The organism is Actinorectispora metalli, from assembly GCF_056323685.1.
Window position 1 is genome coordinate 2,461,639 of sequence record NZ_JBREYE010000001.1, and the last position, 23,460, is coordinate 2,485,098.

The window sequence follows — 23,460 nt, forward strand, 5'->3', positions numbered from 1 at the left end:
GCTGAGCACATGCTCGACTCCGCAAGCACCCTGTCGGTGGCTCGGCGCGCGGCGGTGCCGCCGTTTTACGTGATGCAGATCGTGTCGGCCATCGCCGAACGCGCCCGCACCCACGGCGACGTCATCTCGCTGGCCGCGGGTCAGCCCTCGAGCAAGGCCCCGGAGCCGGTCCTGCGAGCCGCGACGACCGCGCTGCGCGGAGAACCGCTCGGCTACACCGAACCACTGGGCATCCTGGCCCTGCGCCAGGCGCTGGCCGACCACTACCGCACCCGCTACGACCTGTCGGTGCGGGCCGACGACGTGGTGGCCACCACCGGTTCCTCCGGTGCGTTCCTGCTGGCTTTCCTGGCCGCCTTCGACGCCGGTGACCGCGTCGCGCTGGCCACCCCCGGCTACCCGGCGTACCGCAACATCCTCACGGCGCTGGGCTGCGAGGTGGTCGAGCTGCCTTGCGGGCCGGACACCCGGTTCCAGCCGACGGTGGAGATGCTGGAAGCGCTGGACCGGCCGATCGACGGGCTGATCGTCGCCAGTCCCGCCAACCCGACCGGCACCGTGCTGGAGGCCGCCGAACTGGCGGCGTTGAGCGCCTGGTGCGATGCCAACGGGGTGCAGCTGGTCAGCGACGAGATCTACCACGGCATCAGCTACGGCGGGCCGCTGCCCAGCGCCTGGCAGTACTCGCGCGAGGCGATCGTGGTCAACTCCTTCTCGAAGTACTTCGCGATGACCGGCTGGCGGTTGGGCTGGATGCTGCTGCCCGAGCGCTACCGCACCGCGGTCGACGCGCTGACCGGCAATTTCACCCTCTGCCCGCCCGCGCTGGCACAGCACGCCGCGGTCGCCGCCTTCACCGCCGACTCCTATGCCGAGGCCGACGGCCACGTGGCCCGCTACCGCGTCAACCGCGACCTGCTGGTGGCGGGCCTCGCCGGGCTGGGCATCGACAAACTCGCCCCCGCCGACGGCGCGTTCTACGTCTACGCCGACGTCTCCCACCTGACGAGCGACTCCATGTCGCTGTGCCGCAAGCTGCTCGCGGACACCGGCGTGGCGATCGTTCCCGGCATCGACTTCGACCCCGCGAACGGCGGCCGGTTCATTCGGATGTCGTTCGCGGGCGCCACAGCCGATATCGAGGAAGCGCTGGTCAGGCTCAGAAACTGGTTGTGAGCAGCCCGTATCGGGGCAGCTTGTCGCGGATCTCCTTGGGACCCGGCCACAACTCGGCGTGCAGCCCGGCGGCCAACGCGCCGTCGATGTTCTCCTGCCGGTCGTCCAGGAACAGGCACTCCCGCGGCTCGGCGCCGATCTCCGCCACCAGCACCCGCCAGATCTCGGGCTCGGGCTTGGCCAGCTTGAGGTCACCGGAGAACAGCATGTGCGTGAAGGCCTCGACGAACGGCTCCTGCCGCAGCCGCCTGCCGAAGGTGTAGGGCGCGTTGGACAACAGCGCCAGCGGGACACCCGACGCGTGCAGTTCCCGCAGCAGGTCCAGCGCGTCGGGGTCGACGTTGAGCCAGCCCGCCTGGTCGATCGCGTCGATCTCAGCCACGAGTTCATCCGTCACGGAGACACCGAGGTCGGCGGCGACCGCTCCCCAGTACTCACCGGGCGTGCAGCCGCGGTCGTAGCGCCTGCGGTGCGTCCAGTACACCTCGGCCAACGCCTCGGGACCGACGCCGAGTTTGGTCGCCAACTTGGGCAGGGCGTGGGTGGCGTGACAGAGCACCTCGCCGTAGTCGAAGACGACCCAGCGGATGGTGTGGTCGAGGACCGGTTCGGTGGTGGCCATGCTGTCGACGTTATTGCCGCCTCAGGCCGCGGCGAAACGTCGTAGGACCTCGGTCACATCAGCGGCCGATACATCCCGGTGCGTGACGAACCGCAGCCCGCTGCCCAACGGCAGCGCCAGCACCCCGACCCCGTTGAGGTCGAGGCCCGCCGGGGGCTCGGCGAGCACGATGTTGGTCTCCGGGGTCCGGGTCCGCCAGCCCAGTTCGGCCAGACCCTCGGCCAGCACGCGGGCGTTCTCGTGGTCCACGGCGAGGTCGCCGATGCGGTCCAACGCGACCATGCCCGCCGCGGCCAGCACCCCGCCTTGGCGGACTCCGCCGCCCAGCATCTTGCGCAGCCTGCGGGCGTCGGTGACGAACTCGGCCGAGCCCGCGACCAGCGAACCCACCGGCGCGCCAAGGCCTTTGCTGAGGCAGACCTGCACGGTGTCGACGCCGCGGGTCAGGTCTTTGACCTCCACGCCGAGCGCGACCGCGGCGTTCCACAACCGCGCCCCGTCCAGGTGCACCGCCAGGCCCTCGCCCCGCGCGATCGCGACCAGCTCGGCCTGCTCAGCGGGTGGCGTCACGGCGCCGCCCGCGAAGTTGTGCGTGTTTTCCAGGCATAGCAGCGTTGTCCGCAACGCGTCGTAGGGCTCCTCCGCGCTCGCCGCCGCGCGGACCACCTCGGGCGACGGCCTGCCGGGCCCGTGCCACTCCAGCGGCTCGGGCATCCCGCCCGCGAGCCAGGCCGGGGTGCCGAGTTCGGAGCCCAGCACATGGGACTGCTGCGGCGCGAGGAACCGGTCGCCGCGTGTCAGGTGGCTCATCAAGGCGATCGTGTTGCCCATGCACCCGGTCGGCACCCACAACGCGGCAGGCACGCCGAGCAGGTCGGCGACCCGCTCCTCCAGCGCCCGCATGGTGGGGTCGCGGTCGAGCACGTCGTCGCCGACCTCCGCTTCCGCCATGGCGGTCCGCATGAGGGCATCGGGTCGGGTTACGGTGTCTGAGCGAAGATCGATTGGCTGGGTAGAGGACACCCGTCGATTGCATCACAGCGGCAGGTAGCATCTGGCCCGTCCGGGGCGGCAGGCCCGTGAGCAGGCAGATCGTTCCGGAGAAATTTGTCGGGACTTTTGTGCAACCCGGTGAGAGCCGTCTTCCGTCTTCCGGGTGCGGACATGATGAGCGGAGAGTGTCCGCGTGGACCAGCGCGAGGAGCAAGAGTTCGCGGAGTACTTCGCGGCTCGACGGGACGCCGTACGTCGTACGGCCTACCTGCTCTGCGGTGACTGGCATCGCGCGGACGATTTCGCCCAGACGGCGTTCGTCGCCCTGCATCGACGCTGGCGCAAGGTGAGGGACAAGGGTGCCCTCGATGCCTATGTGCGGCGGACGCTGACCAGGGCGGTGATCGACGAATCACGGCGTCCGTGGCGCCGAGAGCGCGCGGTTGAGGAGCTGCCGGACGTACCGGTTTCCTCGCCGGAACTCGGTGACCAGGTCGCCGTGCGGGAGGCTCTGCTCGCCGGTCTGCGGCGGGTGCCACCGCGTCAGCGGGCGGTGCTCGTGCTGAGGTTCCTGGAGGGGCTGGACGTCGCGGCGACCGCCGAGACGCTGGGGTGCACCGAGGGAACCGTGAAGAGCCAGACGGCTCGCGGGCTGGACGCCCTGCGGGACGTGCTGGGTGACACGCTGGACGACCTGCGGTCGGCCACCTGAGGATGACGGTGTCGAGGAGGTGGGTGTAGGTGGACGAGCACAAGCTCGCGGACGTGTTCCGTGACGCGGTGGGCGATATGCCGCCCGCGTCCTTCACCGAGCACGATGTGCGGACCGCCTCACGCCGTGAAACCGTGCGCAGGCGCAACTCGATCGTGGCCGGCTCCGCATTTGGTGTGGCAATTCTTGTCGGTGCTATTGCCGTCGGCGGAGATCTGCTCCAAGGTAATAGGGGAACAAACGTCGCCGCATCGAGTTCGGCGGAGTCGGACACGGGTAAGGCACCGGATCAGCCCTACACGATGTCCGGCCCGGAGGATTCCGAGAGAAAACTCGGCGGGCCGCTTCCAGGCGGACCCCCGCCCCACAGTTTCCCGGAGGATCCGCCCAAGCAGGGGGGCGGAACTTCTGGGAGTGCCGATCCCGGGATCGGCAGCACCCGTGGCGGGTGCGGACCGGCGGACCGGGAGCTTGCTGCTGCCCTCGCTAGCGAGCTCCCGGCCGCTGCCGGCCCCGGCGGATACCGCCCCCTCCCGGCAGGCGGCCAATGCCCCCCCGACTCCCGAGCGGGCGGCTATCTCATCAGGCAGGACGGCCAGTACGGCTTCATCAGCGCGGTGCTCATGCCCGCCGAAGCCTCCGCCGACCAGGGCCTTGGACCCCGCGACGAGCCCAACGGCACCCGCGGCTACGCGGTCCGCACGGCAGCAGGCAAGATCCTCCTGATCCGCAGCGACCCCGCCGAAGCAGGCGCCCAACCCCCCTACGCCGACCGCCTCCAGGCCATCGCCGAAAAGCTGGGCACCTCCTTCTAACCGGCCCCAACCCTGACGACCCGGGTTGCCGCCCTCGCACGACGCACCCTGACACACAGCTTGTCCCACCGCTGCCATCACCAGCCGGAACGTTCCGAGTTGGCACCGAAGGTCGGTTTGCGGCAAGAGCACAAGCCGCCATTGGTGCTGTCTTCTCTGTGCACGTGTTGTCGCTGCGGCAACTATCCCCGCCGAATTTTTGCGGGTTATTAACAAATCGCAGTAGATATCCCACCCGACTCCACAATTACCCCACGCCGAAAACCTATCCCGAGAACTTCTCACCTGTCGGCTTCACCAGCACGCCCTATCCGCTCAAATCGGACGCCGATGCCTACATGCCTGCCGCGGCCCTCTCAGCTGACGTCCCACCCGCGTCATCCCACCGCCCGGCACCGGACGCGCCCGTCGTCCGACACCGGACGCGCCCGTTGCCCGCTCCCACGACCGGGCAACGGGCCCAGCCGCCTTCGGCGATGTGATCCCTGCCGAGGGCGGCAGCGGTCCCTGCCGAAGTGACACACAAGTGACACCCTTCGACCCTTTTGACAGTGCGGGACGTTCGGTGAGACGCCTCCAACCCTTACGGCACTGTGCGGCGTTCGGTGATACCCCTCGACCCTTACGGCACTGTGCGACGTTCGGTGAGAAGCCTCCGATCCTTACGGCGGTGGGACCCCTTCGACCCTTACAGCGGTGGGACCCCTTCGACCCTTTCAACACCTTGCGGCCTTGGTGGGACCCCTTGACCCTTATGACACCTTGCAGGTGCTCGGCGAGACCCTTCTGCCCCCTTCGACACCCGGCAGACTTCGGTGAGACCCTGGCCCGACGGGTAACCCGGTGTTTCATGAGAAGCTGGCGTCTCTGGCGAAGCCAGTGTCGGAGCCCCGTGAGCACGCCGAGACTCGCTAGGCTCGATTCGGGGGATGCTTCTCCCGAAAGGTCATGATGTCGCCCTGCGTCGACATCATGACGACACAGGGGCGCATGATGACGCCCCGCGTTGGGTCGGAAAGCCGCAGGTCGTTTCGGGCCGGCACCATTTCCGGCATGAGCTCCGGCACGACTCCCAAGGGTGAACGACGGCGGCAGGCGTTGGTCGTGGCAGCTGCTCAGCTACTCACCGAACGCGGCTTTGAGGGTCTGAGCCACCGGGCCGTCGCCGAGCGGGCGGGTCTGCCGCTGGCATCCACCACCTACTACTTCTCCTCGCTGGAGGAGCTGATCACCGCGGCCGTCGAGTACGAGGGCCGTGCCGAACTCGCCGGGGGCCGGGCGCGCCTGGAGCGCTACGGCGACGGCGAACTCACCTTCGATGCGCTGGTGGAGTTGGTCCTCGACCTGTTGCTCGGCCCGGACTCCAAGGACGGCGGCATCGAGCCGGTGCTGCTCCGCTACGAGCGGCTGGTGGTCACCCCGCGCAGGCCCTACCTCGCCCCGCTGATGCGTGAACTCGGCGGCCAGCTGGACCAATTGCTTCAGACCATCTTCACTCGATCGGGCAAGAAAGTGGATGCTGACCGTCTCCATCAGTTGATCGCGATCGTTGACGGTGCCGTGGTCAATGCCTTGATCGAAAGCAACCCCAGCCCTCGCGCCGCCGCCGAACGCATGCTCCGGTCGGTAATGACCGCCTGAAAGATTTCGATTTTCGGGTGCAACCTCTCAGCGCCGGCGCGCGTGAGGATGGTTGGGCAGGTGCAGCGGGTCTCCCTCACGCCGCGGCGGGGCGGACCGGCGACGCATGTCCGGACAACAGGAGGGAGCGGGCATGCGAACCGAGGCAGAGCAGCGGTTTCGAGAGTTCGCGCGAGACCGTGCCATGCCGATGCGCCGCTTCGCCTACCTCCTCTGTGGCGACTGGCACCTTGCCGAGGACCTAGTGCAGAACACGTTGACCAAGCTCTACCAGGCCTGGAACCGAATCGAGCGGCAGGAGACCGTTGACCGTTACGCGCGAACGGCGCTGCTGCGCTGCTGGCTGGACGAGCGCCGAAGGCCATGGCGCCGCGCCGAACAACGCGACGGCGCCGTACCCGAGGTTCCGGAAAGCTCGGCCGACCCGGCCGTCCTGGTCACCACCTCAGCCCGCCGGGAGCAGGTGCTCGCCGCGTTGGCGCAGGTCCCACAGCGGCAGCGCGCGGTGCTGGTGTTGAGGTACTTCGAGGACCTGTCCGTAGCCGAGACCGCTGCGGTGCTCGGCTGCGCGGAGGGCACCGTCAAAAGCCAAGCCGCTCGCGGCATCGATGCCATGCGCAAGGTGCTGGGAGACGAGCCAGAGTTGATCAGGGAGGCTTCGTGAGCGAGCAGCAGCTTCGGAACGACATGCACGCCGCGGTGGCCACCGAGCCGCCCCTGGGTTTCGACCCCGACCAAATCGTGTCGCGGCTGTGCCAGCGCACCAAGGTCCGTCGCGCGGTGGCGCTCAGCGTGACCGCGACGTTCACCGTCGCCGCCCTGGTCGCGGTACCCATGTTCATGGTGCAGGACGCCAAGTCGGTCCGGGCGGCGATGGACCACACCCAGCGCCCCCGTGCCCTCACCGACGTCAGCGACGAGCAGGTCTGGCACTTCAAGACCGAGCGAGCCGCCACCTTCGCCGACTTCGGTACCCGCGAACTGATCGAGTCCAAGTCCGAAGGCCCCCGCGGCCCGGCCACCCGCCGCTGGCGCCTGACGCTGAAGACGGGCGAGGCCCTGCTGATCGCGATCTGGTCAGGCCCGGCGAACAGCCCCGCCTTCCCCGTACCCAAGACCTGCGCCCTCCCCGGCTGCGAGTCCCACACCAACCCGGACGGCAGCACGCTCCTGTCCCAGCAACCCCTCGGCGACGTGCTGACCAGGTCGATCGCCCGCCTCCGCGCGGATGGCAAGGCTCTGGCGATCACCCTCAACGCCGAACAACCCAACCTCCCCGCACCGCAGGCCCAACTCCTGACCCGCTCCATCAACCAGGACTACTTGACCCAACTCATCGCCAACGCCGACTTGTACCTCTAGCGAGGCCAAGGCGAGTAGGGGAGGACTCGCCTCGCCAACGGGCGCCCGTCCGGCGCCCGACTGGGGGTCGGCTCGCGCCGTGATCGGGGGTGGATCACGGCGCGAGCCGCTCCCTTGCGGGTGGATGGGCTGTGGGTGTGGCTTAGCTGACTTGGGTGGTAGTGGACCGGGTGGGGCCTGGCTGGGAGGACGTAGGCTGACCCGACGTGACGACCAAGCCTCGTATTCCGAACGTGTTGGCCGGGCGGTATGCCTCGGTGGAGCTTGCGACCCTGTGGTCTCCCGAGCACAAGGTGGTGGCTGAGCGGCGGCTGTGGTTGGCGGTGCTTCGGGCGCAGGGTGAGTTGGGCATTGAGGTTCCGGCGGGCGCGGTCGAGGCCTACGAGCGGGTGCTTGAGCGGGTTGACCTGGAGTCGATCGCGGCGCGGGAGCGGGTTACGCGGCATGACGTGAAGGCGCGGATTGAGGAGTTCAACGCGCTTGCCGGGTTTGAGCAGGTCCACAAGGGGATGACCTCGCGGGACCTGACCGAGAACGTGGAGCAGCTGCAAATTCGGAGCAGCCTGGAGCATGTGCGTGGGCGGGTCGTCGCGGTGCTCGCTCGGCTGGGGAGGTTGGCGGCCGAGAACGCGGAGTTGGTGATCGCGGGGCGGTCGCACAATGTGGCGGCTCAGGCCACGACGCTGGGGAAGCGGTTCGCGACCGCGGCCGAGGAGCTGTTGGTTGCCTACGGGCGGCTGGATGAGCTGATTCGGCGGTATCCGCTGCGTGGGATCAAGGGGCCGGTGGGCACCGGGCAGGACATGTTGGACCTGCTGGGCGGTGATGCGGGGAAGCTGGCGGAGCTGGACGCGCGGGTGGCCGAGTACCTGGGGTTCGCGGGCACGCTGGACAGCGTGGGGCAGGTTTATCCGCGGTCGCTGGATTATGAGGTGCTGACGGCGCTGGTGCAGCTTGCGGCGGGACCGTCGTCGTTGGCCAAGACGATTCGGTTGATGGCGGGGCATGAGCTGGTGACCGAGGGGTTCAAGGAGGGGCAGGTCGGGTCCAGCGCGATGCCGCACAAGATGAACACGCGGTCTTGTGAGCGGGTCAATGGGCTGGCGGTCATCTTGCGGGGTTACTCGGCGATGACCGGGGAGCTTGCGGGCGATCAGTGGAATGAAGGGGACGTTTCCTGTTCGGTGGTGCGGCGGGTTGCCTTGCCGGATGCGTTCTTCGCGTTTGACGGGTTGGTTGAGACGTTTTTGACGGTGTTGGACGAGTTCGGGGCGTTCCCTGCGGTGATCGCTCGGGAGTTGGACCGGTATCTGCCGTTCCTCGGTACCACCAAGGTGCTGATGGGGGCGGTGCGGGCAGGTGTCGGGCGGGAGACGGCGCACGAGGTGATCAAGGAGCACGCGGTGGCTTCGGCGCTGGCCATGCGGGGTGGGTCGGAGCGCAACGAGTTGCTGGACCGGCTGGCCGCCGATGAGCGGTTGCCGTTGGGGCGGGGCGAGTTGGATGGGCTGCTTGCCGATCGGCTGTCGTTCACGGGTGTGGCGGCTTCGCAGGTGGAGCGGGTGGTGGCGCGGATTTCCGAGGTGGTCAAGCGGTATCCGGAGGCGGCGGCCTACACGCCGTCGCCGATTTTGTGACGGCGTCTTGCTGGGGGGAAGCATGTCGGGTCGAGTGGAGGCCTTGATCTATTACCCGATCAAGGCCTGCGGCGGGGTCGAGGTCGAGTACTGCGAGGTGGGGCCTGCCGGGTTGCGTGATGACCGGGTTTTCATGGTCACCGATGCGAATGGGCGGGGTCGGACACAGCGGGAGGTGCCGCTGCTGGCGGCGGTGCGGCCGAGGCTGATCGACGGGGTGCTGGTGCTGGCCGCGCCGGGGATGCCGGAGGTGGAGGTCCCGGTGGCGTTGGACGGGGTGCGGGCGGACATCACGGTGTTCACGCACTCGGGCGGCGGCGTTGACCAGGGCGACCGGGCGGCGCAGTGGTTCAGCGAGTTGCTTGGCGAGTCGAGCAGGTTGGTGCGGACTCCCCCGGACCATCGGCGGTTCTCCAACGGCGTGGTGGAGGGGCCGATCGCGTTTTCCGACAGCGGGGCCGTGCAGATCACCTCGCTGTCCTCTGTGGACGATCTGAACGCGCGGATCGTCGCGGACGGTGGTGAGCCGGTGCCTGCGACGCGGTTTCGCACCAACATCATGGTGAGTGGGTGGGATCAGCCGTATACCGAGGACACGGTCCTGCGGGCCGAGATCGGCACGGCCGAGTTGAGCTATGAGAAGACGTCGGTGCGCTGCAAGGTGGTTCTGGTGGACCAGGAGACCGGGCGGGCCGGGGGCAAGGAGCCGATTCGGACGTTGGCCCGGTACCGGCGGGTGCCCGAGGGCGGGGTCAACTTCGGCAGCAAGTACGCGGTGTCGCGTGAGGGCGTTATCAAGGTCGGTGACGAGATCCGGGTGACCGCCTGGTCGGGGTGAGGGTTCGGGAGGCAGCAGTTGTCCGCTCGCGTTGAGTCGTTGATCTACTACCCGGTCAAGGGCTGTGCCGGGATACCGGTGGAGCACGCCGAACTGGGACCGATGGGACTGCGCAACGATCGGCTGTTCATGCTGGTCGATCCGGATGGCGACTTCCTCAGCCAGCGTCGGGTCACCGAGATGGCGGTGATCCGGCCGGAGCTGCTGGACGGTGGGGCTGGCTTGGCGCTGTCGGCGCCGGCCGCTGATGATTTCGAGCTTGACGTGCTCTTCGACGGACCTCGGTTGACGGTGAACGTGTTCGCCTACACCGGGGATGGTGTCGACCAGGGTGATGAGGTCGCGGATTGGTTCTCTGAGGTGATCGGCGAGCCGTGCAGGCTTGTGCGGGTGCCGCCGGACCACGCGCGGGTCGCGAACGGCCTGAGCAGCGGTTCGGCCGGTTTCGCCGACGGCCAGGCGCTGCTGGTGACCTCGGTGTCGTCGCTGAAGGAGCTGAACCGGCGGATCGAGCGGGGCGGTGAGCGCCCGATCCCCATGGAGCGCTTCCGCCCCAACCTGGTGGTGGACGGCTGGCCCGAGCCGCATACGGAGGACAAAGTGCTCCGGATGAGCGTCGGCGAGGTCGAGTTGGGCCACGAGAAGATCGCCATCCGTTGCAAGGTCACCATGGTCGACCAGCAGAGCGGGCGGACGGTCGGAAAAGAACCCATCCGGACGTTGGCCAGGTACCGCCGATCGTCTGAAGGCGGCGTCACCTTCGGGTGTAAACAGGCGGTCCTCACGCCGGGCGTGGTCAAAGTCGGCGACGAGGTGAAGGTGCTCAGCCGGCTGTAGCTAGGTAGGTTGCACTTGACCATCGGTCAAGCAAGCCCCCCGATCAGGTAATAGCGCTTCAACCCCGAACAGGGCCAAGGTTTGCCCCGCCTGCAATTGAGGGGGAGCCTCGACATGCCTGGAAGGCCCGCAAGCCACCGCCACGCCTCAATCCGAATGAGGAGATTGGGGATGGAACTCTTTCGCATCCGCCGAACTTGCCAATTGAGCGGACAGGACGTGGCGGACGTGATGGGGTTCTCCGGAGCTACCTTGTCACGGATAGAGGCAGGCACGCGACCCATCTGTCGCGACGACCTGATCACCATGCTGCTGTTCTTCAAGGTGCCTGCCCAGCAGCGCAAAGCGCTGATCAGACTGCATGCCGAAATCGATCATCCAGGCCTACTGAAGGATGAGGTCACGCTCCCGGTCCACCCGTACGTAGGTTTTGAAGCGAAGGCGTCAGAGATCTTGCATTACGAGAAGTGTCTCGTGCCTGGACTTCTGCAAACCCCGGACTACGCGCGAGCGGTGATTCAAGCCCCGTCCATAGGGGAGCGTGAAAAGCGAGTGGGCGAGCGAATGGCACGTCTTCAGGTGGTGCGGAGCAACCAGCTCCGCAGATGTCTGATCTTGCTCCATGAAGCGGTCCTACGCCAGAACATCGGCGGTCCTGCGGTGATGGGTGATCAGCTGTCGCATCTCGCGGCGCTTTCCGAGCGTCGGATGGCCGACATTCGCATAGTGCCGGACGGCATCGGATACCACCCAGGCCTAGGAGGAGCGTCTTTCGTCATCCTTGGATTCAAGGAGAGTCCTTCGCTGGTGTACTTCGAGCTCAAAGTCCATAGTCTTTTCCTCGACGACCAGGAGTCAATCGAGGCCTATACAGTGGCCTTCGAGGACATCCAGGCGAAGGCGCACGGCACAGAGCAGTCGATCAGCATCCTCCGGGAGGCGGCTCGCGAGCTGGCTGTCGCCGAGGGAAGGCTGCGGCATGCTCAACACGCCCCATGGAGCACGTTGGCGCAAAAGTAGCTACACCGATCAGGACCACTGCGTCGAGGTAGCACGGGGTGTCCATCAGGTGGGCGTTCGGGACTCCAAGGACCGCGAGGGGCCGGTGCTGGTGTTCACCGATGGGGCTTGGCGGACGTTCTTGCAGGTAGTCTCCGGGCGTGGTTGCGCTCTCTGACTATCCGCTGATCGCCAAGGGCAAGGTTCGGTCGATCCACTCCGTGGACGACGATCATCTGCTCCTCGTTGCCTCAGACCGCATCTCGGCGTTCGACTTCATCCTTGAATCGGAGATCCCGGACAAGGGGCGCGTGCTCACCGCGATGTCCGTCTTCTGGTTCGAGCTGCTCGCCGACCGCGTCGACATCGCCAGCCACCTCGTCGCCTGGGACGATCCGCGCATCCCCGCTGAGGTTGCGGGCCGGGCGCTGCTGGTCAAGCGGCTGGAGATGCTTCCGGTGGAAGCCGTGGCCCGTGGTTACCTCGCCGGGTCCGGACTCATCGACTACCTCGAAACCGGCGCCGTCTGCGGGGTCGCCCTTCCCGACGGGCTTTCCGAAGCGTCCAGGTTGCCCGAGCCGATTTTCACCCCCGCCACCAAGGCCGAGATCGGCGAGCACGATGAGAACATCGCCTTCGACGCCGTCGTGCGGACCATCGGCGCGGAGCGCGCCGCCGAGGTGCGCGATGCCACGATCGCCATCTACCGGGCCGCCGCCGAGCACGCCGAAAGCCGGGGCTTGATCCTGGCCGACACCAAGTTCGAGTTCGGTCTTCGTGACGGCACGCTGGTACTCGGCGATGAGGTGCTCACGCCCGACTCCTCCCGCTACTGGCCCGCCGACGAATATGAGCCTGGCCGGGTCCAGCACGCCTTTGACAAGCAGTTCGTGCGCAACTACCTGCTCTCGCCCGCCTCCGGGTGGGACCGCAAATCCGATACTCCGCCGCCCGCCCTGCCCGATGACATCGTGGCCGCGACCCGGGAGCGCTACATCGAGGCCTACCAGCGGATCAGCGGGCGGAACATCAACGACTGGCCTTCCCCCACGGAGTGATCTTGCGTCACCTGGGTGAGGGTTAGTCCGCTTGGTTTCACCTTGTCACCTGACAGCCAGCCTGCGGTTAGGCCACTGTCACCCGGGTGATGCGTCATGGAAGGGTGACTGCGCACCTCGAACAGCAGCCCGGCCGCTTGGTCGTCTCAGTGTCCGGGGTGACCGATGCCACCCTGGGCGCCTGTACCGAGCTTGCCGATGAAGCGGACCGCCGACGCGTTCCGCTTTCCCTTCTCGTCGCGCCCAAGCCCGCCCACGCCGAGCGGCCCAAGCCCGACTCCCCGGCCATCGAGTGGCTGCGCAGCCGCCGCGCGGTCGGGGACGCGATCCTCATGCACGGCTACGACCATCGCGCCACGCCGCTGGGCAACTGGCTGACCGGCCTGAACGCCGTCGGCACCCTCGCGGGCGGGGTCTGGCGCAAGGCCGAGTTCGCCGCGCTGCCCGCGCACGAAGCGGGGCTGCGGCTGATGGCGGGCAACGCGATCATGGAACGCCTCGGGCTGGCCACCAGTTGTTTCGCGCCGCCGCGCTGGTACGCCTCGCCCGGCACCCGCGTCGCGCTCCAGCGGCACGGCTTCGACCTCTGCGCCGACGCGGCCGCTGTGCGCAACCTGCGCTCCGGTGCGCTCGCGGGCGGGCGCATCCAGGGCTTCGGGCGCGGGGACACCGCTGAACCCTGGTGGTGTTGGACGCTGGTGCTGGGCACCGAGCGCATCGCCCGCCGGGGCGGGCTGGTCCGCATCGCCGTGGACGGCATCGACCTGCTCAAGGTCGGACCCAAGCAGGCCCTGCTGGACGCCATCGACCTCGCGCTGCACCACGGGGCGCTGCCCACGACCTACCCCAGCCTGGTGGGTATGGCCAGTGACGCCAAGCGCGGTGCCGCGGGCGTGCCCAACCGGTTCGACGCCGACGACGAGCCCGAGCGCACCGAACTCGTGGAGCAGTACGAGCGGCCGCGCGGCGTCGAGGTCAGAGCTCGACGGACAGCGCGGCAGGCAGCAACTGAATCGTCGTCCGCTCCGGCTTGAGCTGCTCGAACCACCGGACGTGCATTTCCGGACCCGCCAGGGTCTTCTCGTGGATCGGCACGGCCACCCTGGGCTTCACCTCGCGGAGGAAGTCCACCGCTTCGCTGACCTTCAGCCACGGGGCGCCCGTCGGCATGCCGAGGACGTCGATGGCCCGGTCGGGGACGGTGAACGAGTCGCCGGGGTGGTAGAAGGCACCCTCGTCGATCACGTAGCCGACATTCGGGATGATCGGGATGTCCTGGTGGATCACCGCGTGGTCGCCGCCGACCGTCTCGACCTTGGCGCCGCCGAACTCGAGGGTCTCCCCGGGTTCGACCGATCTGGCCGGGATCTGCAACCGCTGGGTGACTTCCCTGGCGGTACCTGCGTCGACGATGAGCTCGGCGTCGGGGTTGGCCGCCAGCAGTGTCGGCAGGCGTTCCTCGTCCAGGTGGTCGGGGTGCTGGTGGGTGACCAGCACGGCGTCCAGGTTGTGCACGGTCTCGAAGCCCGCCGCGTAGGTGCCGGGGTCGATCAGCAGCCTGGCCGACCCCGTGTCCACCAACACACAGGCATGGCCGAAGTGGATCAATCGCATGATCTCCTCCTCGGCCCGACCCTAACCGAGTCGCGCCAACACTTCCTGTTCAACCGCAAGGGAAAGCCCGGCCTTGCGTTCCCGGTCGGGGTCCAGCGAACGCTCCTGCTCCAAGGCCCCGGCCACGACCTCATCGACGGAACGGAACGTCAGGCCCGCGTCGATGGCGGGCTGCGCATCGTGGTCGGCCATTCCCCGGTGCGTCGCGGGCAGCCACAGCGGCAGTGAGCGCGGACCCGCCCACGGCTGGACCTCGTTCGCGGTCAGCACCTCCGGGCTCGCGGGCGCGAACTCCGCCTTGCCGCCCGTCGCGTCGGCGATCTCCCCGAACACCTCCAGCAGGGGGCGCGGCCTGGTGATCGCGTCGAAGGTGCCGGTCAGGCGCTGCTCGGCGCCGAGAACCACCCACTCGGCGAAGTCCCGCACATCGATGTACTGGGCGGGCTGGTCGGTGTCCGGCACCAGCACCCGGCCGCCCTGCTCCAGGCGCCATGGCCAGTAGCCGAAGCGGTCCGACCAGTCGCCGGGACCGGTGATCAGGCCCGGCCGCGGGATGAACGCCTTGTCGCCGATGGCGTCGCGGACCGCGTTCTCGCTGGCCACCTTGATAGCCCCGTAGATGTCGGGCCCGTCCTCACCGGCGAGCATCTCGCGGGTGCCGTGCTTGGCCAGCGGCGCCAACAGCGGGGCGTCGGTGCCCTGGCCGGGCTTGCTGTGGTCGCCGTAGACGCTGATCGAGGACACGAACGTCCAGTGACCGGCGCCCGAGCCCAGCACCCGCAGCGCATTGGACACCCACTCGTGGGAGATGGCGGCCACGTCCACCACCGCGTCGAAACGCTCACCCGCCAGCACGTCGAGTCCGTCGGGCGAATCGCGGTCGACCTTGATCAGCTCCGCTCCGTCGGGCACCGCCCCGGACGTGCCGCGAGCGGCACAAAACACCTGATGACCGCGCTTCACCGCGACCTGCGCCACAGCCCGCGACACGAAGACGGTCCCACCCAGAATCAGCATTCGCATGGCCTCAGCTTCCCCGGTGAGGGTGAGTCTGGCCACGCGTTCCCCGCTCGGCGAACGAGTGACGGTTCACCAACGGTTAAGCTCCTGCGGTAATGCCTCGTCCCAGGCTGGGAGCGTAAGCAAGTGGCTCGTGTCATCGTCGACGTCATGCCCAAGCAGGAGATCCTGGACCCCCAGGGCCAGGCGGTAGCCAAGGCGCTGCCGCGACTCGGCTTCGAGGGCATCTCGGACGTCCGCCAGGGCAAGCACTTCGAGCTGGAGGTCGACGACTCGGTCGACGACGCCACGCTGGAGAAGATCGCCGAGACCTTCCTGGCCAATCCGGTGATCGAGGACTGGAGTGTGCGGCGGGTGCAGGCATGACCGCCACGCGTATCGGCGTCGTCACCTTCCCGGGTTCGCTCGATGACGTGGACGCATTGCGCGCGGTCCGGTTGGCCGGTGCCGAGCCGGTAAAGCTCTGGCACGCCGAGCACGACCTGCGCGACGTCCAGGCCATCGTGCTGCCCGGCGGCTTCTCCTACGGCGACTACCTGCGCTGCGGCGCCATCGCCAAGTTCGCGCCCGTGATGACCGAGGTCATCGCCGCCGCGGGGCGTGGGGTGCCGGTGCTGGGCATCTGCAACGGCTTCCAGGTGCTCTGCGAGGCAGGCCTGCTGCCGGGGGCGCTGACCCGCAACTCCAAGCTGCACTTCGTCTGCCGGGACCAGTGGCTGAAGGTGGAGAACAACAGCTCCGTCTGGGCCTCCCGCTACGAGGTCGGCGCCGAGGTGCTGATCCCGCTGAAGTCCGGTGAGGGCGGCTACGTCGCCGACAAGGACACCCTGGCGCGGCTGGAGGGCGAGGGCCGGGTGGTGTTCCGCTACGTCGGCGAGAACCCCAACGGCTCGCTGAACAACATCGCGGGCATCAGCAGCGAAGCAGGCAATGTCGTCGGTCTGATGCCGCACCCCGAGCACGCCATCGAGGCGCTCACCGGGCCGAGCGACGACGGCCTCGGCATGTTCCTTTCCGCTCTCGACGCACTGGTGGCAGCAGCGTGACTTCAACCCAACCGCTCGTGGACACCGTCGAACACGCGCAGTCCACACCGGACCAGCCGCAGCCCTACCAGGAGCTGGGGCTGAAGGACGAGGAATACGCGAGCATCCGCGAGATCCTCGGACGGCGGCCCACCGGCGCCGAACTGGCCATGTACTCGGTGATGTGGAGCGAACACTGCTCCTACAAGTCCTCCAAGACGCACTTCAAGCACTTCGCGGAGAACACCACCGAGGAGATGAAGTCCAAGATGCTCGCCGGGATCGGCGAGAACGCGGGCGTGGTGGACATCGGCGACGGCTGGGCGGTCACCTTCAAGGTCGAGTCGCACAACCACCCGTCCTATGTGGAGCCCTACCAGGGCGCGGCCACCGGCGTCGGCGGCATCGTGCGGGACATCCTGGCCATGGGCGCGCGGCCGATCGCGGTCGCCGACCCGCTGCGCTTCGGCCCGGCCGACGCACCCGACACCAAGCGCGTGCTGCCCGGTGTCGTCGCGGGCGTCGGCGGCTACGGCAACTGCCTCGGCCTGCCCAACATCGGCGGCGAGGTCGTCTTCGACGCGACGTATGCGGGCAACCCGCTGGTCAACGCCCTGTGCGTGGGTGCGATGCGGGTCGAGGACCTGCACTTGGCGCACGCCTCGGGTGTCGGCAACCAGGTGATCCTCTTCGGTGCCCGCACCGGCCTTGACGGCATCGGTGGGGTGTCCGTGCTGGCCAGCGAGACCTTCTCCGGCGACGAGACGAGCGGCGGGCGCAAGAAGCTGCCCAGCGTGCAGGTCGGTGACCCCTTCATGGAGAAGGTGCTCATCGAGTGCTGCCTTGAGCTGTTCCAGCAGGGCCTCGTGGTCGGCATCCAGGACCTCGGCGGCGCCGGACTGGCCTGCGCCACCTCCGAACTCGCCTCCGCGGGTGACGGCGGCATGCGGGTCAACCTGGACACGGTTCCGCTGCGTGCCAAGGGCATGACGCCCGCCGAGATCCTCTCCAGCGAGTCGCAGGAGCGCATGTGCGCGGTGGTGGAACCGTCGAAGGTGGACGCGTTCATGGCCATCTGCGCCAAGTGGGACGTCACCGCGACAGTGATCGGCGAGGTCACCGAGGTGTCCGAGGAGGAGCGCGCCGCGGGCGGGCGCCTGGTCATCACCTGGCACGGGGAGACCGTGGTCGACGTGCCGCCGCGCACGGTGGCGCATGAGGGCCCGATCTACCAGCGGCCATTGGCCAAGCCCGCCGAGCAGGACCTGATCACCGCGGACAACGCCAACACCCTGCCGCGACCGTCCACACCGGACGAGCTGAAGGAGACGCTGCTCAAGCTGATCTCCTCGCCGAACCTGTGCTCGCGGGCCTGGGTCACCGACCAGTACGACCGCTACGTGCAGGGCAACACCGTGCTGGCGCAGCCGTCGGACTCCGGCATGGTCCGCATCGACGAGGAGACCCACCGCGGGGTCGCGGTCTCCACCGACTGCAACGGCCGGTTCGTGAAGCTCGACCCCTACGCGGGCACACAGCTTGCGCTGGCCGAGGCCTACCGCAACGTCGCAGCGGGCGGCGCGACCCCGATCGCGGTCACCAACTGCCTGAACTTCGGCTCGCCCGAGGACCCCGCGGTGATGTGGCAGTTCTCCGAGGCCGTCCGCGGACTCGCCGAGGGCTGTCGTGAGCTGGGCATCCCGGTGACGGGCGGCAACGTCAGCTTCTACAACCAGACCGGCCGCACCGCGATCCTGCCGACGCCGGTGGTCGGTGTGCTCGGCGTGATCGACGATGTGCGCCGCCGCCTGCCGACGGGGATCGGCGCCGAGAACGGCGAGACCCTGCTGCTGCTGGGCGAGACCCGCGAGGAGTTCGGCGGCTCGGAGTGGGCGCATGTGGTGCACGAGCACCTCGGCGGCATCCCGCCCCAGGTCGACCTGGCCCGGGAGAAGCTGCTCGCCGAGATCCTGGTCGCCGGTTCCCGCGACGGCATGCTGTCGGCCGCGCACGACCTCTCCGACGGCGGCCTCGCGCAGGCCGTGGTGGAGGCCGCGCTGATCGGACAGACCGGCTGCCGCATCGTGCTGCCCGCCGACGCCGACCCGTTCGTCTGGCTGTTCAGCGAGTCAGCGGGCCGTGCCCTGGTTGCCGTGCCGCGCACCGAGGAACTCCGCTTCACCGACATGTGCACCGCCCGCGGACTGCCGGTCACCAAGATCGGCGTGGTCGACTCGGAGTCCGGCGCGGTGGAGTTCCAGGACATCGCCTCGTTCACCCTGGACGAGCTACGCACCGCCTGGGAGGGCACCCTTCCCGCGCTGTTCGACTAGCGAACACCCGCACCAGGCCTGTCAGACCCCTGGTCTAGGTTCGAAATTGGGGGTACCCGACCCGAAATCGGCGGCGATGGCGGCTGTCCATCACCCCGCGGAGCCGGTGTGCGGGGTGTCGCGCTCGCGGTGGTTCCGCATGATCAGAGTCCGCCTGCCGTCCTTCACCTCGATGCGCCAGAACTGGCCGGGTTTGAAGACGACCAGCGGACTTAGTGCCACGCCTCCGAGCGCGATCTGGCTGGGCTCCTTGGCCAGTTGCAGGTCGGCGAATCTATCGATGTAGGCGTCGGTGAGCTGGAGGCGGTGCCGGAATTCGACGTCCAGTAGGGAGAGGCCGCCGTCGAAACGGGCATCGTCGAACTCCAGTCTGCCGAAGAAGATCGCACCGGAGAACAGTGCCGGTCCCCGGGTGAAGATCTCGCGCATCCTGGAAATCCCGTAGAAGCGGCCGCGGCGGGCGATGAACTGGCCGATCAGCTTCCGCTCCAGGTTCAGGTAGTCCAGGGTGGCGCCGGTCAGGTCCAGGTCGTAGTAGACCGGTTCGTCGTTGTCGTCCCGCGGCGGCAGCAGGGCGGCGATCAGGCGCTGCGCGGTGAGCCGCACTTGGCGCTCCCGCTCCGCGTCCTCGATCCGCTCGACCGTCCACGCCCCCTTCGGCTCGACCCGAGCCTGCTCCGGGTCGTGTGGCTTGTTCTCATACCGCGGGTGGTCGAACGGGCGCCGCAAATAGGCGCACAGCACGTCCAGCGCGGTCTGCGTGTAGCTCGGGCGGGATCTCGCCAGACCTGCCAGCGCATGCATCGCACCCAACCTGACCTGGTCGGCCTCGCTGCCCAGCAGTTCGACCGCCTTGGCGAAGCGCTCATCGGCGACGCGCTCCTGGTCGTGCTCGTGGCGGCCCTCCTCGATCTGGCGCCTGCGGTCGTTGAGCCACAACGCGTACAGCGCCACGATCGAGCCCGCGGCCAGGCCGCCGGTCTTGATCGCCTCGACCGTGCTCACGCCGTCGAGCAGCAGCCAGGTCGCGATGGCGGCGAACACCAGCACCGCCGCGGTGATCGCGATGGGCAGGCGCGCCGAGCGCAGGCCGCCGAACTTCCGTTGACGCATGGGACCGATCCTGCCGCGTTCAGTCCGTGGTGGGTGGCGGAATCGCCGGAGTGCCCTCGGCGAACTTCGCGTCGGTCAGGTCCGGTTCCCGGGCGAAGGTGGAGTTGTCGAAGGAGACCGGGCCGTCGAACACCGCCCCGCCGAGGTTGACCTCCTTGCGGAAGGTCGAGTTGATGAAGCTCGCGGGTCCGGACACCCGGGCGCCCACCAGCCAGGCGTTGCGGTGGAAGGTCACGCCCTTGCAGTCCAGCCGGGCGGGCAACCTGCCGCTGCCGAAGCTCGCCTCGGTCAGCCAGGCATGGCCATGGATTTCGCAGCCGTTGAACCTGGTGACGCTGAACAGCCGGGCGTACCGCAACACCAGCTCACCGATCTTGCGGCTGGTCAGGTTGAAGTACTCCAGCGTCGCGCCGGTCAAATCCAGGTGATAGGGCGGACCGTCCTCCGTCCTGCGCGACAGCAGTTGGTAGATCAGCCGCTGCGCGGTGAGCCGCACCTGAAGCTCGCGTTCGGCGTCTTGATCCACGGGTTTCTCGTCGTCGTCGCGGTAGCGGGGATGGTCGAATGGGCGGCGCAGGTAGGCGCACAGCACGTCCAGGACCGTCTGGGTGTACTCCGGGCGGTTGCGGGCCAGACCGCCCAGGGCATGCAGGGCGCCGACGCGGACTTGGTCGGCCTCGTTGCCCAGTAGCTCAACGGCTTTCGCGAAGCGCTCGTCGGCGACGCGCTCGCGGTCGTGTTCGCTGCGGTCGCGCTCAAGCTCGTGGCGCTGCTCCTCGACGCGGCGGCGACGGTCGTTCAGCCAGAGTGCGTAGGCGGCAACGATCGAGCCCGCGGCGAGGCCGCCGGTCTTCACCGCCTCCACCGTGCTCGTGCCGTCGGAGACCAGCCAGCCGGTCACGGCGGCGAACGCGGTCAGCGCCGCCAACAGACAACCCGCGAGTTGGCCCGGCATGCCGTCGGCGGCCCGGCGGCGGTAGCCCAACGTGAGCACTAGGACCGCGCCGCCGCCCGAGATCGCGGCCAAGGCGAACAAGATCTTTACGAGCATGACCACGATTCTGCCGGGCGCCGCCGGTCGGTCGATGCGAGGAAGAGTGAAACGCCTCAGCGCCGTAACCGTGTGTGACCAGCACAAATCGGAAGCGATGTGGTCAGCCTGATTGTCAAGCCTGTTGATGCGTGGTGGATTTTCACCGTGGAAAAGCACCCGCCTGGCCTGCGACAACGGCCGATGGCGCTATTGGGACTGCCCTTTTCGACCCATAGTCGCCTGTGCCTGAATGCCATAATTTGGGCAGAGTTGTTGCTGTTGAGGTGTACCCGAGGTGAACAGGCGCCGTTATGGGACCGATCTTTGCGTTCCGATGGTCACTTCTGGCAAGTTAAGTCTTCGCTGAGACGGCGAACCGTCTTATGCTCCTGATCGCCAGAGTCACCCGATCGAGGGATAAGGGGTCTGTTGGTGCCCAGCTGGAGCCGTCCGCGACGCGGCGTATCCGTCGGACGTCGACCGTGACTGCTGACCCCACCCGATCAGCCGCACAGAAGAGCCCCCGGCGCCGCGCGGCGACGAAGGTCGTCCGTGGCGACCTCGCCGCCTCGTGGCGGGAACACCTGAACTGGTCCGGCATCGAGGTGCCGGAAGCGGCCCTCCAAGGACTTACGGAACAGCTGCTCGAACTGTTCAACTCCACGACCTTCGATTCCGTTGCGGCCCGCAGACTCGGTGCGGAGCTCGTCACATCGGGACTGCACGCCCCCAGCGCGCTGGGCCGCACCATCGCGTTCCTCGGCACCGAACTGCCCGAGCGCCTCGACGTGGACCGGCAGCGGCTGGCCAAAGTGCAGGGCGCCGTCGCCGACGGCTTCGCCGCCGAGTTGAACAAGGCGGGCGGCACCGCGGAGCCCGCGCCCGCCAAGAAGGCGCTGCACGCCGCGGAGGCGCAGTTCCGGGCCGTGTTCAGCCAGGGCCCGCTGGGCATCCTGATCGCCGATGAGAAGGGCCGCGTCCAGGAGAGCAACGCCGTCGCCCAGCGCACGCTGGGCAAGCGCGCCGAGGACCTGCGCGGCCGCAGCCTCATCGACCTGATCCACGCCGAGGACCGCCCGACCGTGCGCGAGCAGTGCGCCGAACTCGGGCGCGGACTGCGGGACCGGGTCCGCACCGAGGCCCGCACGCTCGGCAAGCAGCTCTGGGTCGAGCTCACTGTCTCATTGGCGCACACCGAGGACGGCGGGGTCGAGCGGGTCGTCGTGCTGGAGGACGTCACCGAGCGCCGCCGCATCCACGAGGAGCTGCGCTACCGCGCCACCCACGACCTGCTCACCGAGCTGCCCAACCGGGCGCGGCTGGTGGAGCGGGTCGCCGAGCTCGCAGAAGACGAAGCGGTCCGCCGGGTCGGCCTGCTCTACCTCGACCTCGACCGGTTCATGCTGATCAACGACAGCCTCGGCCACCAGGAAGGCGACCGGCTGCTCAAGGCCGTCGCCGAACGGCTGCGCGAGTGCGCGCCTGGCGCCGACCTGGTGGCTCGGACCGGCGGCGACGAGTTCGCGATCCTGCTGGCCAACACCACCTGCGCCGACGACGTGGTGCACCTGGCGCAGAAGGTGCTCCGCGCGCTGCGGCTGCCGATCACCATCGGCGGCCACGAGCTCGCGGTCTCCGCGAGCATCGGCATCGTGGAGCGCCCGGTGGCGGGCATCTACGCCGCGGAGCTGCTGCGGGATGCGGATATGACGCTGTACTGGGCCAAGAACGAGGGCCGCGGCCGGTGGACGCTGTTCGACCCGGACCGCAAGGCCCACGACGTGGCCCGCTACACGCTGTCGGCCACCATGCTGGCCGCGTTGGCCCGCAACGAGTTCTACGTCGACTACCAGCCGCTGGTGCGCCTGAGCGACAAGGCCGTGGTGGGCGCCGAGGCGCTGATCCGGTGGAAGCACCCCGAACTCGGGCTGATCCCGCCGGACAAGTTCATCGGGCTGGCCGAGGAAGGCGGCATGATCGTGCCGCTGGGCCGGTGGGTGCTGGAGCAGGCCTGCACGCAGGCCGCGGGCTGGCAGGAGCGCTTCGGCGATTCCGCGCCGTTCGTCAGCGTGAACCTCTCCGCCCGCCAGCTTCTCGACCCCGGCCTGGTGGCCGATGTGGTCGGCACGCTGCGCGCCAGCGGTCTCCAGCCGGAACGGCTTCAGCTGGAGCTCACCGAGAGCGTCGTGCTGAGCACCTCCGACGAGGCGCTCAACGCCATGCGGGCGCTGTCCCGGCTGGGGGTGCGGATCGCCATCGACGACTTCGGCACCGGCTACTCCAACCTGGCCTACCTGCGCGACCTGCCGGTGCACGAGCTGAAGATCGCGGGCTCGTTCATCGCGGGCCTGCGCGGCGGGCGCAGCAGCGACGAGGTGGACTCCAACATCGTCTCCGCGCTGGTCACGTTGGCGCACAACCTCAAGCTGACGGTCACCGCGGAAGGCGTGGAAACGCCCGCCGAGGTGGCCAGGCTCAGCGACCTCGGCTGCGACCTCGGCCAGGGCTGGTTCTTCGCCCGCCCCGGCCCGCCGGAGAACGTCGACCAACTCCTGGTGGCCGCAACCCGCTGAGCTTCCAGGCGATACTCCCGGTTCAGCGCCCTGAACCGGGAGTCCTGGGGTCGCAGGAC

The 23,460-nt window shown here is 68.4% G+C and carries 23 protein-coding genes; 17 read left to right on the forward strand and 6 right to left on the reverse strand.

The window, feature by feature from the left end:
- The first annotated feature begins 9 nt into the window (after positions 1–9).
- Complete coding sequence (locus ACU6XJ_RS11510) at positions 10–1,176, forward strand: aminotransferase class I/II-fold pyridoxal phosphate-dependent enzyme (RefSeq protein ID WP_476309583.1); 1,167 nt, start codon at positions 10–12, stop codon at positions 1,174–1,176.
- On the opposite strand, the gene ACU6XJ_RS11515 is transcribed toward ACU6XJ_RS11510, so the two are convergent.
- Positions 1,160–1,798 (reverse strand): HAD family hydrolase, encoded by a 639-nt coding sequence (locus tag ACU6XJ_RS11515; RefSeq protein ID WP_476309586.1) that lies wholly within the window; start codon positions 1,796–1,798, stop codon positions 1,160–1,162. The two genes, ACU6XJ_RS11510 and ACU6XJ_RS11515, sit on opposite strands and share 17 nt — an antisense overlap.
- 21 nt (positions 1,799–1,819) lie before the next feature.
- The gene (locus ACU6XJ_RS11520) at positions 1,820–2,761 is read right to left on the reverse strand and encodes a threonine aldolase family protein (protein WP_476309589.1); all 942 of its coding nucleotides are present in this window, start codon (positions 2,759–2,761) and stop codon (positions 1,820–1,822) included.
- Positions 2,762–2,984: 223 nt separating this feature from the next.
- Here ACU6XJ_RS11520 and ACU6XJ_RS11525 point away from each other — a divergent pair, with 223 nt between their 5' ends.
- The 12 genes from ACU6XJ_RS11525 (at position 2,985) to ACU6XJ_RS11580 (ending at position 13,724) form a co-directional block, all read left to right on the forward strand.
- The gene (locus ACU6XJ_RS11525) at positions 2,985–3,503 is read left to right on the forward strand and encodes a SigE family RNA polymerase sigma factor (RefSeq protein WP_476309592.1); all 519 of its coding nucleotides are present in this window, start codon (positions 2,985–2,987) and stop codon (positions 3,501–3,503) included.
- Between the two features lie 623 nt (positions 3,504–4,126).
- Complete coding sequence (locus ACU6XJ_RS11530; protein ID WP_476309594.1) at positions 4,127–4,318, forward strand: hypothetical protein; 192 nt, start codon at positions 4,127–4,129, stop codon at positions 4,316–4,318.
- Between the two features lie 1,053 nt (positions 4,319–5,371).
- Positions 5,372–5,959 (forward strand): TetR/AcrR family transcriptional regulator, encoded by a 588-nt coding sequence (locus ACU6XJ_RS11535; protein ID WP_476309596.1) that lies wholly within the window; start codon positions 5,372–5,374, stop codon positions 5,957–5,959.
- A gap of 133 nt (positions 5,960–6,092) precedes the next feature.
- Positions 6,093–6,623 (forward strand): RNA polymerase sigma factor, encoded by a 531-nt coding sequence (locus ACU6XJ_RS11540; protein ID WP_476309599.1) that lies wholly within the window; start codon positions 6,093–6,095, stop codon positions 6,621–6,623.
- Complete coding sequence (locus tag ACU6XJ_RS11545; RefSeq protein WP_476309601.1) at positions 6,620–7,321, forward strand: hypothetical protein; 702 nt, start codon at positions 6,620–6,622, stop codon at positions 7,319–7,321. Before ACU6XJ_RS11540 ends, ACU6XJ_RS11545 begins: the two co-directional genes overlap by 4 nt.
- 206 nt (positions 7,322–7,527) lie before the next feature.
- The gene (gene purB / locus ACU6XJ_RS11550) at positions 7,528–8,958 is read left to right on the forward strand and encodes an adenylosuccinate lyase (protein WP_476309604.1); all 1,431 of its coding nucleotides are present in this window, start codon (positions 7,528–7,530) and stop codon (positions 8,956–8,958) included.
- Positions 8,959–8,980: 22 nt separating this feature from the next.
- On the forward strand, positions 8,981–9,796 hold the full coding sequence (locus ACU6XJ_RS11555) for an MOSC domain-containing protein (RefSeq protein WP_476309606.1): 816 nt from the start codon (positions 8,981–8,983) through the stop codon (positions 9,794–9,796).
- A gap of 18 nt (positions 9,797–9,814) precedes the next feature.
- Positions 9,815–10,633 (forward strand): MOSC domain-containing protein, encoded by an 819-nt coding sequence (locus ACU6XJ_RS11560; RefSeq protein WP_476309609.1) that lies wholly within the window; start codon positions 9,815–9,817, stop codon positions 10,631–10,633.
- A gap of 171 nt (positions 10,634–10,804) precedes the next feature.
- Positions 10,805–11,653, forward strand: a complete 849-nt coding sequence (locus ACU6XJ_RS11565) for a helix-turn-helix domain-containing protein (protein WP_476309611.1) — start codon at positions 10,805–10,807, stop codon at positions 11,651–11,653.
- Positions 11,613–11,810: a DUF397 domain-containing protein gene (locus ACU6XJ_RS11570; protein WP_476309614.1), complete on the forward strand. Its 198-nt coding sequence runs from the start codon at positions 11,613–11,615 to the stop codon at positions 11,808–11,810. The genes ACU6XJ_RS11565 and ACU6XJ_RS11570 overlap by 41 nt, the downstream gene beginning before the upstream one ends.
- Positions 11,794–12,690, forward strand: a complete 897-nt coding sequence (locus ACU6XJ_RS11575) for a phosphoribosylaminoimidazolesuccinocarboxamide synthase (protein WP_476309617.1) — start codon at positions 11,794–11,796, stop codon at positions 12,688–12,690. Before ACU6XJ_RS11570 ends, ACU6XJ_RS11575 begins: the two co-directional genes overlap by 17 nt.
- Before the next feature lie 104 nt (positions 12,691–12,794).
- Positions 12,795–13,724 (forward strand): DUF2334 domain-containing protein, encoded by a 930-nt coding sequence (locus ACU6XJ_RS11580; protein ID WP_476309618.1) that lies wholly within the window; start codon positions 12,795–12,797, stop codon positions 13,722–13,724.
- Here ACU6XJ_RS11580 and ACU6XJ_RS11585 read toward each other — a convergent pair.
- Complete coding sequence (locus tag ACU6XJ_RS11585) at positions 13,666–14,304, reverse strand: MBL fold metallo-hydrolase (protein ID WP_476309620.1); 639 nt, start codon at positions 14,302–14,304, stop codon at positions 13,666–13,668. The two genes, ACU6XJ_RS11580 and ACU6XJ_RS11585, sit on opposite strands and share 59 nt — an antisense overlap.
- 21 nt (positions 14,305–14,325) lie before the next feature.
- Positions 14,326–15,327 carry an NAD-dependent epimerase/dehydratase family protein gene (locus ACU6XJ_RS11590; protein ID WP_476309622.1) on the reverse strand — a complete coding sequence of 334 codons (1,002 nt, stop codon included), beginning with the start codon at positions 15,325–15,327 and terminating at the stop codon, positions 14,326–14,328.
- Positions 15,328–15,450: 123 nt separating this feature from the next.
- On the opposite strand from ACU6XJ_RS11590, the gene purS reads away from it, so the two are divergent.
- The 3 genes from purS to purL are packed head-to-tail and all read left to right on the forward strand — an operon-like array spanning position 15,451 to position 18,682.
- Complete coding sequence (gene purS, locus ACU6XJ_RS11595; RefSeq protein WP_476309625.1) at positions 15,451–15,690, forward strand: phosphoribosylformylglycinamidine synthase subunit PurS; 240 nt, start codon at positions 15,451–15,453, stop codon at positions 15,688–15,690.
- Positions 15,687–16,370: a phosphoribosylformylglycinamidine synthase subunit PurQ gene (purQ, locus tag ACU6XJ_RS11600; protein ID WP_476309627.1), complete on the forward strand. Its 684-nt coding sequence runs from the start codon at positions 15,687–15,689 to the stop codon at positions 16,368–16,370. The genes purS and purQ overlap by 4 nt, the downstream gene beginning before the upstream one ends.
- The gene (gene purL, locus ACU6XJ_RS11605) at positions 16,367–18,682 is read left to right on the forward strand and encodes a phosphoribosylformylglycinamidine synthase subunit PurL (protein WP_476309630.1); all 2,316 of its coding nucleotides are present in this window, start codon (positions 16,367–16,369) and stop codon (positions 18,680–18,682) included. The genes purQ and purL overlap by 4 nt, the downstream gene beginning before the upstream one ends.
- A 90-nt stretch (positions 18,683–18,772) precedes the next feature.
- Here purL and ACU6XJ_RS11610 read toward each other — a convergent pair whose 3' ends face one another.
- Both ACU6XJ_RS11610 and ACU6XJ_RS11615 read right to left on the reverse strand, forming a co-directional pair.
- A complete protein-coding gene (locus ACU6XJ_RS11610) occupies positions 18,773–19,795 on the reverse strand; it encodes a pentapeptide repeat-containing protein (protein ID WP_476309633.1) in 1,023 nt (340 codons plus the stop codon).
- Positions 19,796–19,814: 19 nt separating this feature from the next.
- Positions 19,815–20,846, reverse strand: coding sequence for a pentapeptide repeat-containing protein (locus ACU6XJ_RS11615; protein ID WP_476309636.1), 1,032 nt, complete (start codon positions 20,844–20,846; stop codon positions 19,815–19,817).
- 464 nt (positions 20,847–21,310) lie between these two features.
- Between ACU6XJ_RS11615 and ACU6XJ_RS11620 the strand changes: the two genes are divergently transcribed.
- Complete coding sequence (locus ACU6XJ_RS11620; RefSeq protein ID WP_476309639.1) at positions 21,311–23,401, forward strand: putative bifunctional diguanylate cyclase/phosphodiesterase; 2,091 nt, start codon at positions 21,311–21,313, stop codon at positions 23,399–23,401.
- Positions 23,402–23,460 lie beyond the last annotated feature (59 nt).

Coding starts and splice junctions, on each gene's coding strand:
- ACU6XJ_RS11530 (WP_476309594.1), top strand. CDS start 4,127: ATGCCCGCCGAAGCCTCCGCCGACCAGGGCCTTGGACCCCGCGACGAG.
- ACU6XJ_RS11570 (WP_476309614.1), top strand. CDS start 11,613: ATGCTCAACACGCCCCATGGAGCACGTTGGCGCAAAAGTAGCTACACC.
- ACU6XJ_RS11585 (WP_476309620.1), bottom strand. CDS start 14,304: ATGCGATTGATCCACTTCGGCCATGCCTGTGTGTTGGTGGACACGGGG.
- ACU6XJ_RS11520 (WP_476309589.1), bottom strand. CDS start 2,761: ATGCGGACCGCCATGGCGGAAGCGGAGGTCGGCGACGACGTGCTCGAC.
- ACU6XJ_RS11540 (WP_476309599.1), top strand. CDS start 6,093: ATGCGAACCGAGGCAGAGCAGCGGTTTCGAGAGTTCGCGCGAGACCGT.
- ACU6XJ_RS11615 (WP_476309636.1), bottom strand. CDS start 20,846: ATGCTCGTAAAGATCTTGTTCGCCTTGGCCGCGATCTCGGGCGGCGGC.
- ACU6XJ_RS11555 (WP_476309606.1), top strand. CDS start 8,981: ATGTCGGGTCGAGTGGAGGCCTTGATCTATTACCCGATCAAGGCCTGC.
- ACU6XJ_RS11510 (WP_476309583.1), top strand. CDS start 10: ATGCTCGACTCCGCAAGCACCCTGTCGGTGGCTCGGCGCGCGGCGGTG.
- ACU6XJ_RS11610 (WP_476309633.1), bottom strand. CDS start 19,795: ATGCGTCAACGGAAGTTCGGCGGCCTGCGCTCGGCGCGCCTGCCCATC.
- ACU6XJ_RS11535 (WP_476309596.1), top strand. CDS start 5,372: ATGAGCTCCGGCACGACTCCCAAGGGTGAACGACGGCGGCAGGCGTTG.
- purQ (WP_476309627.1), top strand. CDS start 15,687: ATGACCGCCACGCGTATCGGCGTCGTCACCTTCCCGGGTTCGCTCGAT.
- ACU6XJ_RS11590 (WP_476309622.1), bottom strand. CDS start 15,327: ATGCGAATGCTGATTCTGGGTGGGACCGTCTTCGTGTCGCGGGCTGTG.
- ACU6XJ_RS11565 (WP_476309611.1), top strand. CDS start 10,805: ATGGAACTCTTTCGCATCCGCCGAACTTGCCAATTGAGCGGACAGGAC.
- ACU6XJ_RS11515 (WP_476309586.1), bottom strand. CDS start 1,798: ATGGCCACCACCGAACCGGTCCTCGACCACACCATCCGCTGGGTCGTC.